The 13926-nt window shown below is 58.8% G+C and carries 8 protein-coding genes; 2 read left to right on the top strand and 6 right to left on the bottom strand.

The window, feature by feature from the left end; genetic code table 11:
• Window positions 1-255 precede the first annotated feature (255 nt).
• Window positions 256-1224, top strand: coding sequence for a GTPase (gene yjiA, locus BLP82_RS20950; protein WP_092172502.1), 969 nt, complete (start codon window positions 256-258; stop codon window positions 1222-1224).
• 156 nt (window positions 1225-1380) lie between these two features.
• Here yjiA and BLP82_RS20945 read toward each other — a convergent pair whose 3' ends face one another.
• The 3 genes from BLP82_RS20945 to BLP82_RS20935 all read right to left on the bottom strand — a co-directional run bounded on the left by BLP82_RS20945 (window position 1381) and on the right by BLP82_RS20935 (window position 7470).
• On the bottom strand, window positions 1381-1920 hold the full coding sequence (locus BLP82_RS20945; protein ID WP_092172499.1) for a hypothetical protein: 540 nt from the start codon (window positions 1918-1920) through the stop codon (window positions 1381-1383).
• Window positions 1921-2145: 225 nt separating this feature from the next.
• Window positions 2146-3399: a serine hydroxymethyltransferase gene (glyA, locus tag BLP82_RS20940; RefSeq protein ID WP_060740543.1), complete on the bottom strand. Its 1254-nt coding sequence runs from the start codon at window positions 3397-3399 to the stop codon at window positions 2146-2148.
• A gap of 222 nt (window positions 3400-3621) precedes the next feature.
• Window positions 3622-7470 carry a sensor domain-containing protein gene (locus tag BLP82_RS20935; RefSeq protein WP_092172496.1) on the bottom strand — a complete coding sequence of 1283 codons (3849 nt, stop codon included), beginning with the start codon at window positions 7468-7470 and terminating at the stop codon, window positions 3622-3624.
• A gap of 271 nt (window positions 7471-7741) precedes the next feature.
• On the opposite strand from BLP82_RS20935, the gene ettA reads away from it, so the two are divergent.
• Window positions 7742-9406, top strand: coding sequence for an energy-dependent translational throttle protein EttA (gene ettA / locus BLP82_RS20930; protein WP_018601028.1), 1665 nt, complete (start codon window positions 7742-7744; stop codon window positions 9404-9406).
• A gap of 174 nt (window positions 9407-9580) precedes the next feature.
• On the opposite strand, the gene lanM is transcribed toward ettA, so the two are convergent.
• The 3 genes from lanM to BLP82_RS20915 form a co-directional block, all read right to left on the bottom strand.
• On the bottom strand, window positions 9581-12655 hold the full coding sequence (gene lanM / locus BLP82_RS20920; protein WP_092172490.1) for a type 2 lanthipeptide synthetase LanM: 3075 nt from the start codon (window positions 12653-12655) through the stop codon (window positions 9581-9583).
• A gap of 84 nt (window positions 12656-12739) precedes the next feature.
• On the bottom strand, window positions 12740-12898 hold the full coding sequence (locus tag BLP82_RS31220; RefSeq protein WP_170842353.1) for a hypothetical protein: 159 nt from the start codon (window positions 12896-12898) through the stop codon (window positions 12740-12742).
• Window positions 12899-13374: 476 nt separating this feature from the next.
• Window positions 13375-13866: a GreA/GreB family elongation factor gene (locus BLP82_RS20915; RefSeq protein ID WP_092172486.1), complete on the bottom strand. Its 492-nt coding sequence runs from the start codon at window positions 13864-13866 to the stop codon at window positions 13375-13377.
• Between the last annotated feature and the right edge of the window lie 60 nt (window positions 13867-13926).

Below are 13926 nucleotides of genomic sequence, written 5' to 3'. Positions count from 1 at the left end.
GCGGGCTTGCTCGCGAAGGCGTCGGGTCAGTCGCCATTGATGTGGCTGACACTCCGCTTTCGCGAGCCAGCCCGCTCCCACAGTTGTTTTTGGGGTGGTCTCAGGATTTGCTTACGCCACAGATCCCTGTGGGAGCGAGCTTGCTCGCGAAAGCGGAGTGTCAGTTAATGATAATGTCGACTGACCCGACGCCTTCGCGAGCAGGCTCGCTCCAACAAAACCGCTTTCCTTTTCCAGGCATCAAGGAGATTCAGTTTGTCCTCTCCCATCCCGGTCACCATCCTCAGCGGCTTCCTCGGCGCCGGCAAGACCACGCTGTTGCGCCATCTGCTCAAGGCCGAGCACGGCCTGAAAATCGCCGTGATCGAGAATGAATTCAGCGATGCCGGTATCGACACCCAACTGTTGGGCGACGAGCCGGTGCAAGTCATGACCCTGGCCAACGGCTGCGTGTGCTGCACCATTCACACCGACCTGACCAAAGCCCTGTACCTGTTGCTCGAGCGGCTGGACAGCGGCGAGATCGCCTTCGATCGTCTGGTGATCGAGTGCACCGGCCTGGCCGACCCGGCCCCGGTGGCGCAGACTTTCTTCATCGACGAGGATCTGCGCGAGCGCTATATCCTCGACGGGATCCTGACCCTGGTGGACGCGGCTCACGCTGACATCCACCTGACCCAGGCCATCGCCCAGGCCCAGGTCGGGTTTGCCGACCGCCTGCTCCTGAGCAAGACCGACCTGGTGGACGCCGCCCAGGTCCAGGCCCTTGGCGAGCGCCTGACGCGCATCAACCGACGGGCACCGATCAGGGTGGTTGAACACGGCCAGATCGACCTGGCCGAGCTGCTCGACATTCGTGGCTTCAATCTCAATGCGGACCTGGGCGCAGGGTTCAGCCTGCGACCGGTGGGCAAGGCAACCCCGGGCGATCGCATCAGCAGCCTGGTGCTGCGCACCGACAAGGCCCTGGATATCGACAAGCTCAGCGAGTTCATGAACCAGCTGCTGGAAGAGCACGGCAAGCAATTGCTGCGCTACAAAGGCGTGCTGAACATCGCCGGCGAACCCCGCCGGCTGGTGTTCCAAGGCGTGCTCAAGCTGTACGGTTTCGATTGGGACACTGAATGGGGGCCCGGCGAAGTCCGGGAAAGCGTGATCGTGTTCATCGCCGACGAACTGCCCGAAGAGAAAATCCGTGCCGGTTTTGAAGCGATTCTGTTTTGATGTCCCCTGCCTGCGACTGGCGAAGCCGCTATGAAAACCAGGCACCTGGATGTGCCTGGTAGATTGGATCGTTCCTGTAAGGACTGCTTCGCAGTCCAGCGGGGATAAATCCCCTCGCCACAAAGGGTTGCCTGGTTTTATATGTTTTGGCTGGCCTCACTTTCCTTCACGCAGGCTCAAGATAAAAGTGATCTTTGATTTTTCTTCGGTCTCGGCAAGATAGAGATAAGGTGAGCCGCGCACTCTTAATCCACCGACATATTTATGAGTGGCGGTCATGAGCGAGACGGGTGTGTGCAGGGTGTTAATGTTTTTCCGTGTGATGATGTTTTGTCGATGATCGATAAGAATAAAGCGCGTCGGATTAACGGTGTTTGGATTTTCTGCGCCGAGCACTTCAAGCCAACTCTTGCTGATCAGTTTATTATAGTGTTCTCCGGGGTTTTTCAGGGTCAGAATATAGCCATTGGGTGTAGGACGAAAATGCAGGATCAATTGAGCGCGCTCCATGCCCTGGGTTTCGGCGCGGATGCCGAGCAAGTGTGAGTGATCATGGGTTTGCGGTTTGCCGGTAAAGAATCCACCGCTGAATGAACTGACGGTTGCCATCGCGGGTTTGCCATGCAATTTTTCAAGTAGATTTACGCGGGCGTCAAACATGCTAAGTGTTGCATGAAAAGAATGTTCACTGTCCATGTGATAAATGAATCCTGTATTGAGTTTTGAAGTGTGGGTGCGGCGAGCTGGATCTTATTGGTTTATTGCTTGTTGGTGGTGTTATCTGTATTGCAGAAAGTTAAGTGCAATGGCAGATGTTGAGTGTTGTAAAGGTGGTTTGGTTAGGTGGCGTGGTCTTTTAAAGGCCAATAAAAAAGCCCGCATCGAAAGATGCGGGCCTTTTATTGCGGTCTGACGGGCTGATTAAGCGCCGTATACCGGCAGCTTCTTGCAGATTGCCTTGACCTTCTCACGCACGGCGTCGATGACCGCTTCGTTGTTCAGGTCCGCCAGGATGTCGCAGATCCAGCCGGCCAGTTCCTTGCACTCGGCTTCCTTGAAGCCGCGAGTGGTCACGGCCGGGGTGCCGAAGCGCAGGCCCGAAGTGACGAACGGGGAGCGTGGGTCGTTGGGTACCGAGTTCTTGTTCACGGTGATGAACGCCTTGCCCAGCGCCGCGTCCGCGTCTTTGCCGGAGATGTCCTGCTTGATCAGCGAGAGCAGGAACAAGTGGTTTTCAGTACCGCCGGACACCACGTCGAAGCCGCGCTCGATGAACACGCCGGCCATGGCCTTGGCATTCTTCACCACTTGTTGCTGGTAAGCCTTGAACTCAGGCTGCAGCGCTTCCTTGAAGCAGATCGCCTTGGCTGCGATCACGTGCTCCAGCGGGCCACCCTGGGCGCCCGGGAAGACGGCGGAGTTCAGCTTCTTCTCGATGTCGGCGTTGGCGCGTGCCAGGATCAGGCCGCCACGTGGACCGCGCAGGGTCTTGTGGGTGGTGGTGGTGACCACGTCGGCGAATGGCACCGGGTTCGGGTACACGCCCGCGGCGACCAGGCCGGCCACGTGGGCCATGTCGACGAACAGGTAGGCACCGACCTTGTCGGCGATTGCGCGGAAACGCGGGAAGTCGAGGATCTGCGAGTAGGCGGAGAAACCGGCCACGATCATTTTCGGCTTGTGCTCGAGGGCCAGGCGCTCGACTTCGTCGTAGTCGATCAGGCCATTGCCGTCGATGCCGTACTGGATGGCGTTGTACAGCTTGCCGGAGGAGGAAACGCTGGCGCCGTGGGTCAGGTGACCGCCGTGGGCCAGGCTCATGCCCAGGATGGTGTCACCGGCCGACAGCAGCGCCAGGTACACGGCGGCGTTGGCTTGGGAACCGGCGTGCGGCTGGACGTTGGCGTAATCGGCGCCGAACAGTTCCTTGGCGCGGTCGATGGCCAGTTGCTCGACCACGTCGACGTACTCGCAACCACCGTAGTAGCGCTTGCCCGGGTAACCTTCGGCGTACTTGTTGGTCAGTACCGAGCCTTGAGCTTCCATCACCGCGGGGCTGGTGTAGTTTTCCGAAGCGATCAGCTCAATGTGCTCTTCCTGGCGCTGAGCTTCTTGCTCCATGGCGGCAAAGAGATCGGCGTCGTACTTGGCAATAGTCAAATCACGGCTGAACATGGCGGTCCTCAAGGATCGGGGGCAGAAAAGGGGGGCATTCTACCTCAACCGGTTTTGGAAGGCATATGAAAGGGCGTCATGTCGCGGACGAATGGGATTCACGTGCCATTCCGCGTCGCCTTGGCGGGCCTCATCGCGAGCAAGCTCGCTCCCACATTTGGGCCTGCGTGCCTGTGGGAGCGAGCTTGCTCGCGATGAGGCCACTACAGGCACCGAAGAACCTCAGTCGAGCATGAACAACGCATCATTGCTGAACTGCGCTTCGAACCGATTGGCCGGCATCGGCCGGCCGAACAGGTAGCCCTGGACTTCGTCGCAACCATGCTCGCGCAGGAAATCCAACTGCTCGTGGGTCTCGACGCCCTCGGCGATCACCGCCAGGTTGAGGCTGTGGGCCATGGCGATGATTGCCCGGGCGATCTGCGCATCCTGTTCGCCGGACGGCAGGCCGTCGACGAAGGTGCGGTCGATCTTCAGCACGTCGATGGGGAATTGCTTGAGGTAGTTGAGCGATGAATAACCAGTGCCGAAGTCATCGACGGCGATGCTCAGGCCCAGGTTTTTCAGCCCCGCGAGGATCTGCATCGCCTCGCTGACTTCGCGCATCAGGATACTTTCGGTCAGTTCCAGCTCCAGGCAGGCCGGTGGCAGACCGGTGCTGCGCAGGATATTGGCGATGCGCGTGCCCAACTGGCCGTCGGAGAACTGCCGGGCCGAAATGTTGACCGAGACCTTCGGTACCCGGACCTTGGCCTGGTGCCAGGTCCTGAGTTGCCGGCAGGCTTCGGTGATGACCCAGTCGCCGACGTCCACCACCAGCCCGAGCTCTTCGAGCACCGGGATGAAATCCCCCGGCGGCACCAGCCCACGTCGCGGATGGCGCCAGCGCAGCAGGGCCTCGGCACCGGTCAGCCGTTTGCCATCGCCGCTGAACTGCGGCTGGTAATACAGCACGAACTCGTTCTGCTCCAAGGCGTGGCGCAGGTCGCTTTCCAGTTCCAGGCGCTCCAGGGCGCTGGCGTTCATGTCGGCCTGGTAGAACTGGAAGTTGTTCTTGCCACGCTCCTTGGCGTGATACATGGCCGTGTCGGCGTTCTTCATCAACTGGCTCAGTTCGTTGCCGTCCTGGGGGCTCAGGGCGATACCGATACTGGCGGTGACGAAAAACTCGCGGCCTTCGAGCACGAATGGCCGGACCAGGCTGGCGAGGATCTGCTCGGCCACAGTGATGGCCCGGTTCAGCGCCATTTCGCGGCTGACGCGTGGTTGCAGCAGCAGGGTGAACTCGTCGCCGCCCATGCGCGCCACGGTGTCGTCGTCGGCGACGCAGCCGAGCAGGCGCGTGGCCATCTCCTTGAGCATCCGGTCGCCGGCGGCGTGGCCCAGGGAGTCGTTGATCGGCTTGAAGCGGTCGAGGTCGAGGAACATGAGCACGACCCAGGTCTTCTGCCGCTCGGCCGATTGCAGCGCGGTGTGCAGGCGATCCTGGAACAGCGTGCGGTTGGGCAGGTGGGTCAGGGCGTCGTAATAGGCCAGGCGATGGATGCGCTGCTCGCTGGCCTTGCGTTCGCTGATGTCGCTGAAGAAGCACACATAACTGGCCAGGTCGCCTTCGTCGTCCAGCACGGCGGTGATGCCGACCCAGGCCGGGTAGTGTTCGCCATTGCGGCGCTTGAGCCAGACTTCGCCTTCCCAAGTGCTGTGCTGTTGCAACTGCTTGAGCACGTAGCGCAAGTGGGCTTCCTGTTGCTCGTCCACGGTCAGCATGTTGGGCAACTGGTCCAGCACTTGCGACACGGCATAACCACTGACGCGACTGAACGCTTCGTTGGCCTGGACAATGTAGCCGGCCGGGTCGGTGATCAGGATCGCCGAGGTCGAGTGCTCGAAGACCGTGGCGGCCATGCGCAGGTCTTTTTCGGCGCGACGCTGCTGGCTGATGTCGCGGCCAACGCCCAGTACGCCTTCGAACGCGCCGTGCTCATCCCACACCAGCACCAGCCGCAACTCGATGGGGATCTTGCGCCCATCGGCGCGCAGGCAGTCGAACAGGAACAGTTGGGTCTGCATCTGGTTGCGCAGCTCGGCCAGTTGCTCGGGCTGGTCGAGGGCCTTGCTGACGCGGTCCATCAGGCTGTAGATGCCGGTCAGTTGTTGCGGGTTGGCGATGATCGATTGCCAGCCGTTCTGGAAAATCCAGTCGGCGGTGTAGCCCAGTACCGCTTGCACCGACGGGCTGACATAGTTGAGCGAAAGCTTGTTGTCGGTGGAGAAGATCACGTCGCTGATGCTTTCGGCGAGCATCCGGTAGCGTTGCTCGCTGTCGCGCAGCGATTCGCTGGCCTCGATCTGCTCGGTGACGTCCTTGGCCACGCCGATGATCCGGGTCACCTGGTCATGCCGGTCCCGGGCCAGTGCCTGTTCGCGAATATCGAAACAGCGCCATTTGCCATTGCGATGGCGAAAGCGCAATTGGCATTGCAACAACTGCGTGTACCCGCCACGCCGTTGTTCCTGGCGCAGGTTGTGGTAGTGATCGGCGTCGTCGCTGTGCAGCAGGATCTCCCAGAAGTACTCGCCCATCTGGTGCAGTTCGGTGCGATCGTACCCCAGGGTCTGGCCCAGGTGATGGTTGCTGAAGATCATCCGCTGGCTGATGACATCCTGCACGTAGAGATGATCCGGAACGGTGCGTACCACGTCGGACCAGAAACCTTCGCGTTCGAGCAGCGAGAGTTCGATCAGCTTGCGGCTGGTGATGTCGCTGATGCTCAGGATGACCGCGCTATAGTCGGGCTGTTTTTCCGGCAGGCGCAGTACCAGCCACAGGTGCTGGTCGCGGCCATGGGCGTCCTGGAGCTTGATTTCCAGCTCCAGTTGCTTGTGTTGGTCGAGCAGCGCTTCGAGCAGTTTCGAGCCGATGGGGTTGCTGTCGGGCGTGCCCTTGCCGACCAGCAACTGCCAAGCCTGGGCACAGGAGTCGACGTTGAGCAGTTTCAACGCCATCTGGTTGACTTCGGTGACGTGAACTTCCTGGCGCAATTGCTCGAGTTGGTGAGCGGTTTGCAGCCAGGCGCGCAATTGATCGCCATTGTGCAGGCCCGCTCGCTCAAAAAAGGCCTTGAGCCCCGACAGGTCCAGCACGCACAGGGCCACGCCGGTGCCTTCGAAAATATCCTGGTAACGCCGTCGACCTTCGTGCAGCTGTCGCTGGCGCCGGCGTATGTTCAAGAGCGCGATGACGGGCAGCAACGAAAACGCCAGGCCCAGCAGGCACTTGCCGATGAAGGCCGGCAGCAGTTGCTCGATCACCTGGCGACGGTCGAACAGCCCGCGCAGTTGCCAGTCGCTGCTGCTCAGGGGCACGGTCAGTACCGTGTTCTCCAGGTCATCCGGTGACAGGTGGGTAGGGCTGCTCGAGGGCAGGCTCTCGTCGCGGCTGATGATCTGCTGGTTGAGGCGGTTTTCCACCAGCCACAGTGGGCGCAGCCCCACATCGGCTTGCTTGGTCAAGGTGGCGAAAAAATCCGGGGTCAGGCGCAGGGCCCAATAGCCACGGCTGCTGCCGCTGGCCTGGTGCAACAACAGATGCACCACGGAGCCGTCTTCGGCATTGCTGAAATAATGGGCCTGGGCCCGGCTGCGCCGCACCAGTTCACTCAGGTAGTCGGCGTCATGGCTGTCGGCGTCGCTGTCACTGAGCACTCGGCCGGAAGGGCTCAGCAGTGCCAGGCTGCGCAATTCGGGTAACGATCGCTGGAGTTTACGAACCAGCGCCTGCTGTTCGTCGGCACTTTGTGGCTGTTCGACGATCGGTAGCAGATTGAGGGCAATTTGCGCGTTCAGGGCCATGTTCAGGCTGACTTGCGCGGCGAGATCGGCGGTGTAGTCGATGGTGTATTGGCGCTGTTGCTGTTGGGTTTCACGCAGTTGGTCAAGCAACTGCCAGAACAGCAGGCCGAGCAACAGCAGCACCAGGGTGGCCAGCGCGCCCTTCAGTGTCCCGCGCAGGGGCGAGCCGGGCACGACAGCGGGTGCGCGAGGGGACAGAGGCGGAGTGACGTTGGACAAGCTGTAATCCTGCGGTTTGCTGGACTGGCGCGACGTGCACTATAAGCCGGACGCCCGAAGGGCGGCTAGCATGCCTTGAGTTGTGGCAAAGTGCCAGCCCCTGGCGGCTGGACCTTGACCGACGGTTGAGGTAGCTTTGCCGGTCAAACAAGAGCGTTCCAGCTCCAGATTCCCAGGCTCTATCCGCCCGCAGGCATTGATGACCGTCAAGTGCCGGCGCCGCGCATGGCCTGGCTCGTTCTTTTCACCTGTCACTGACGCTAGGTTCACCATGGCTCAATACGTCTTCACCATGCATCGGCTGAGCAAAGTTGTTCCGCCGAAGCGGGAAATCCTGAAAAACATTTCATTGTCGTTCTTCCCCGGGGCCAAGATCGGCGTACTGGGTCTCAACGGCTCGGGTAAGTCCACGCTGCTGAAAATCATGGCCGGCGTCGATAACGAATTCGACGGTGAAGCCCGCCCGATGCCGGACCTGAACATCGGCTACCTGCCCCAGGAACCGCAACTGGACCCGAGCAAGACCGTGCGTGAAGTGGTCGAGGAAGCGGTCAGCGTGATCAAGGACGCCCAGGCGCGCCTCGACGAGGTCTATGCCGCCTACGCTGACCCGGATGCCGACTTCGACAAGCTGGCCGCCGAACAGGCCAAGCTCGAAGCGATCCTGCAGGCCAGCGACGGCCACAACCTGGATCGCCAGCTGGAAGTCGCCGCCGATGCACTGCGCCTGCCGGCCTGGGACGCGAAGGTCGAGCACCTCTCCGGTGGTGAAAAGCGCCGCGTGGCCTTGTGCCGCCTGCTGCTGTCGGCCCCGGACATGCTGCTGCTCGACGAACCGACCAACCACTTGGACGCCGATTCCGTCGCCTGGCTCGAACACTTCCTGCATGACTTCCCAGGCACCGTGGTTGCGATCACGCACGACCGTTACTTCCTGGACAACGTCGCCGGCTGGATCCTGGAACTCGACCGCGGCGCAGGCATTCCGTACGAGGGCAACTATTCGGGCTGGCTGGAAGCCAAGTCCGATCGTCTGGCCCAGGAGTCCAAGCAGCAGTCGGCCCATGAAAAAGCCATGAAGGAAGAACTGGAGTGGGTGCGCAAAGGCGCCAAGGCCCGCCAGTCCAAATCCAAGGCACGTCTGCAGCGCTTCGAGGAAATGCAGTCCCAGGAATTCCAGAAGCGCAGCGAAACCAACGAGATCTACATCCCGGCCGGTCCACGCCTGGGCGACAAGGTCATCGAGTTCAAGAACGTCACCAAGGGTTATGGCGACCGCGTGCTGATCGACAACCTGTCGTTCTCCATGCCCAAAGGCGCCATTGTCGGTGTGATCGGTGGTAACGGCGCGGGTAAATCCACGCTGTTCCGCATGCTGATGGGCAAGGAAACCCCGGATTCGGGCAGCATCGAAATCGGTGAAACCGTGCAACTGGCCTGCGTCGACCAGAGCCGCGAGGACCTGGACGGCAGCAAGACCGTGTTCCAGCAGATCTCCGACGGTTCCGACCAGATCCGCATCGGCAACTATGAAATCCCGTCGCGCACTTACGTCGGCCGTTTCAACTTCAAGGGCGGCGACCAGCAGAAGTTCGTCAAGGACCTGTCCGGCGGTGAGCGCGGTCGCTTGCACCTGGCGTTGACCTTGAAAGAGGGCGGCAACGTCCTGCTGCTCGACGAACCGTCCAACGACCTCGACGTCGAAACCCTGCGTTCCCTGGAAGAAGCCTTGCTGGACTTCCCGGGCGCCGCCATTGTGATCTCCCACGATCGGTGGTTCCTCGACCGTGTGGCGACCCACATCCTGGCGTACGAAGACGACTCCCAAGCGGTCTTCTTCGAAGGCAACTACACCGAGTACGAAGCCGATCGCAAGAAACGCCTCGGCGAAGCGGCCGCCCAGCCGCATCGTGTACGGCACAAGAAACTGGCCTGATTCGCGGTCAGTTGCAAAAAACGGAGCCTTCGAAGGCTCCGTTTTCTTTGGCCACCGCAAATTCCCTGTGGGAGCGGGCTTGCTCGCGAAGGCGTCGGATCGGCAAGCACTGTGGTCGACTGACCCAGCGCTTTCGCGAGCAAGCCCGCTCCCACAAGGTATTGTGGCTGTTTTTTATCCTGCGGATTGCTTCGCGAAATCGAGCGAAAGAATATTTGGAAGGGTCGGATCGATCTCATACAGCAAGGCATAACCTGCGCCTGTAATGCCCGTCAGCAGGCTGACGTCGGGAACCCGATCCTGGTCCAGGAAGGGGCCTTCGAAAAACTGCCGGGCGACCTCGCCAAGCGCCTGCTTGACCCTGCTGATGCCCTCGGAGTCATCGGTGTGCCGATACAAGTCATACAGGCAGATCAGATTGCCGAAATCGCCATGGCACAGGTTATAGCCATCGCCCAATCCGTGCTGCCAGAGATTGTTCTCGCAACGCTGGATGTCGTCGAGCACCGTCTGCCGGGTGTTTTCGTCCAAGGCCTCTCCCATCGACTGCATGAGTTGTCGCCTGGCGATGAGGATGCCGCCGTCTCCGTGACACCACTTGGTGGCATGGTCGACAGGGCCCAGCTCTCTCAGGTCCAGCCAGAAACCCTCCCGACTCAAGCGATTTTCACCCTCCAGTACCTGGATGACCAAGGGCACCAACGCCCCATCGCCGGTCACATCATAGGCTTTGCACAAGGCCTGGATGACGCCGGAGAGACCATGGGACAGGCCCGTTAAAATGACGGAGCGGTCATCGCGTCGAAGAAGCTGGCCTTCTTCGATCAGTATCTGGTCCTTTATGTAGGCAACCATGCGCCGAATGGCCGGCCGCACATCCGCTTGCGCCGATAACCCATGGATATTGGCCAACAACGTCACCGCACCACAACAGCCGCCCAGGAAGTCGAAATCGTAGTCTTCAGGGGGGACATCGATCAGTTGGGTCAGCAGGCTGGCAATTTTCTCATCGTGTTGCGGATCGCCGGTGATTTGGCGACGATTGATGAGCAGATAGAGATAAGAGCCCAGGCCATGATAGGCACTGACGGTCAGGTCGGCTTTGAAAAAGCCAAAGTGTTGTTCCAGTGAGGCCAGTATCTGATCCAGGAGCGACAGTAAGCGTGGTTTGCCGCTTACCTTGAACAGGCTCAGATAAAACAACCCAATCCCGGCGATACCGGAGTACAACCCATGATCCATGGGTGAAGGGTATTTTCCACGAGTCGTTGGGTGCGTATGGAACGCCAACCAACTGACGTCCGTTGCCGTTCCCTTGATCGCGAGCGCTTCGAGGCGGGAACTGATGCCGAGTATTGCGTCGAGTCGATCCGCTTGGGGCGCTTTTTTCAGGGTGGCAGGTGACGACGGCTGTCCGTTCGACTCCGGATACAAACACATTTCAAGCAGTGTGAGTTGTAATGCCCTGTCCGCTGCGGACAGATTGGCTATTTTCTGTAAGCAGCTTTTTATCGGGGGGTGTACTTTCGTCATGTCTATTGTTTCACCTTGGGCGCTCATCAAAGCGTTGGAGTTGAGCGGCATGGTGAAACACGGAATGCTGGATCTTTGCAGGTCGGCTATTTCATGGCGCGGAATGCCTTTTGCTCGATAGGGCTCTTTCAAGTCTTTCCACAGGGTTGCTAGCAGAAGCTCCCGGTCCAACATGTTTTTCATGAAGCGAGGGTGGCGGCTCAGCCCGATAAAGTCCGCATAACGCTGAGAGTTTTTGAGCAATACACGGGTTGATAATTCGCCTGCGGATTGCTCGAGCATCTGCATGATCGCGTACCGATGCGTCATCAGTTCGCCATACGCATATTCAAAGCCGTGGACAAGTTCGGCTTTATACGTTTCATGCCCCTTGTGTTCTCCGTGCAAAAGCGGCAAATGCTTTTGTACCAGCAGGTGCTCGAACTCGACTTTACGTAAATGGTAAAAGCCATCTTCGAAAACCAGCGAGTGGCGGGTGGAAATGAATAGCGCTTGCCGAGTCAACCCGCTCTGGTCGTTATTGGACTTTTGTGAAAAGGGTACGAAGCCGCTGGAGCACACCGACTGCTGGATCAATTTAAAGGTGTTGGACAGCGCGCTATCTAGCGGCAGTTCGAGTAGCAGGTCGCTGGTGGATGCAGTGAACAAGCACTCAAGGTCGATCATGACAGGGCTGCTGCCACACGCAATGATGTTTTCGTAATGGAAGTCGATGCCGTTGAGTGCATGAATGACGGCGATCTGTGCGCCCATCTTTTTATAGAACAGCGCCACGTCCGCTGCGCTGTCACAAGGCGTGTTGTCGACCTTTTCTATCCAGCTATGTCGCTCACGGCTGAGGATTCTTGGCGCGCGGATGGCAAAACAATCCGCGCCAGTCCACTCACGTAATTGTCCCAGCAGGCGATTGAAAAAAACTGCTTCGCGGCTTGCCCGTGGTTTGTAGACCAAGGAGGTTGCGCAGAATTTGACCTGGCAGACCGTTTCACCGCGACCGTGAGGGTCACCCAGGCCGAACTCGATAGCGTCGATTTTTCGGGATGGGATTGAGAATGCCATCTGCAGCGCGTCAACATCGCCGGCGAAGTCGAGTATGACCGTATAAAGATAGTTGAGGGTGTCTTCCAGCAAATCAAAAAGCAGTGTCGCCAATACAGGATAGGCGTCGAAAAACTCAAGGAGCGGCAACGTGCGCAGTTGTTCGCTGAACCCGCTCAGGTCAATCTCGTCGCCATCCGCAATCCGCGTATTAAGAGAGTGGACCAGGCTTTGTTCCGAGGTGCGTCCGACACGGGCCAAGACATAGTGCTCAAGGCTTGCCAGCAGCGCGGGTTCATCAATGTGCAGTGACGCTTTGGCGTAGCGCCCATCCGCTTTGAACGTATCGATGAAATAAAGAAAAAAGCGGTAGCCAAACCAATAAAAATTGTCTTTGCCGCTCGCGGCCTTTTCCGTGCCGACGTGAAGGCTGTCAAGGCGAGCAAGCTTTTCCTTCAAGGCCCTCAAGACGGTTTCGCCGTCGTCAGGCTGGTGCGGCGGGTTACCAGGTTCCTTGGCATACGACACCAGTTGTTCCCGGTTCAATCCGAAATAGTCCAGCAAGGCCTGATCATCAGCATGCAGGCGGGTCAGGTTGTTTACAAAAAGGGCGATGTCGTCGTCGGAAGTGAATCTGCACTGACCTCGCTGATTCAACTTCAAAGCGTTAACAAGCATGCCGTCGCTCCTGAAATGGATAGAGCAGGCGTTGCCTGCTCTATGGTTATGGGTGTTGCCTGATTGGACGATCAGTGGAAGGGCTTAGCAGCCGAGTGTCGAGCACTCGAGATTGGTGCACGTGCCAAAGGTGTTGCATTCCATTGTCGTTGCCAGTATCGAGCCCATGTTTTTGGTCGGCGCTTGATAAGCGTCGAAGTCGCTATAGAAGTCACCGGACATGTTCAGGATCTGTTCGCTCATGGTGTTTTCCTCATCAGTTATCAAACATCAAGTACAGTCAGTTGGGTGCGAGCAAGCGCATCCGAACTGTAGGATGTTGGTGAAGTTGTTTTATAGGCGGATTAGGGGGTATCAAAGACCTGTTGGGCAGGTCCATGTTGTTGAAAAAGGATTTAGCATAAAAGAGCGCTGCAGTGTATGGCGGAAATGGTCAGTGCTACTGGTTCGATAGCGAGGTCAACTACCTGTCGATAGTCTTTGAGGTTGCTGTCGAAGTTGCCTGGCATTAGCCGTGCCTGCTCGCTCATTAATGCCGCTCCTTTGTTGTTGCAGTACACCGGTTGTGGTGCGGGAAAAACAGTAGCATGGTCCTGGTTTAACGCAAACTTGTTGTTATGACCTCATGTTGCAGTTACATATGGCTACAGGCAAGTAACAGATTGTTGTCGGGTCTTGATGTTAGGGACTTTTAATCATGTTTAAAGAAATCGGCAATATCATGGAGTATCTATCGCCACGACCTCGATGACGAGATCTCCCAGTGGTCGCTTCCATGTCACTTCATCCCCCACCTTCGCCCCCAATAACGCCCGCCCCAGCGGCGAGCCCCAGTTGATCAAGCCACTGGCCGCATCGGCCTGGTCTTCACCCACCAGTTGCACTCGCTGTTCCTGATCCTGTTCATCGACAAAGGTTACCCAATGCCCGATCCGCACTTGATCGGACGACGTCGGTGCAACGACCTGGGCGCTTTGCAGGCGCTGCTTGAAATAGCGCAGGTCCCGTTCAAGATCGGCGATTCGTTGTTTGTCCGCCAAATCTCCCCCGGTCGCCTGCTGGCTGTGCAGAGCCTGCAACTCGGCGAACCGGGCCTGGAGCAGGGCAAGCCCGGTGGGCGTGACGTAATTGGGTTGCGCACTGACCTGACGTTCGACCGGCTGGTCGGCCTGGGCAGCGGCGTTGTCTTCGTTGACGAAAGCGCGGCTCATGGTGTTCTCCTCTATTGGAGTTTGGTCCATGGTCGCAGGCTTTTGGTTTCGACGAATGTC

Source organism: Pseudomonas sp. NFACC37-1 (assembly GCF_900101575.1).
GTDB classification, from domain to species: Bacteria; Pseudomonadota; Gammaproteobacteria; order Pseudomonadales; family Pseudomonadaceae; genus Aquipseudomonas; species Aquipseudomonas fluorescens_AA.
Note: the sequence above shows the minus strand (reverse complement) of the source record. Positions and strands in the feature narration are given on the sequence as shown.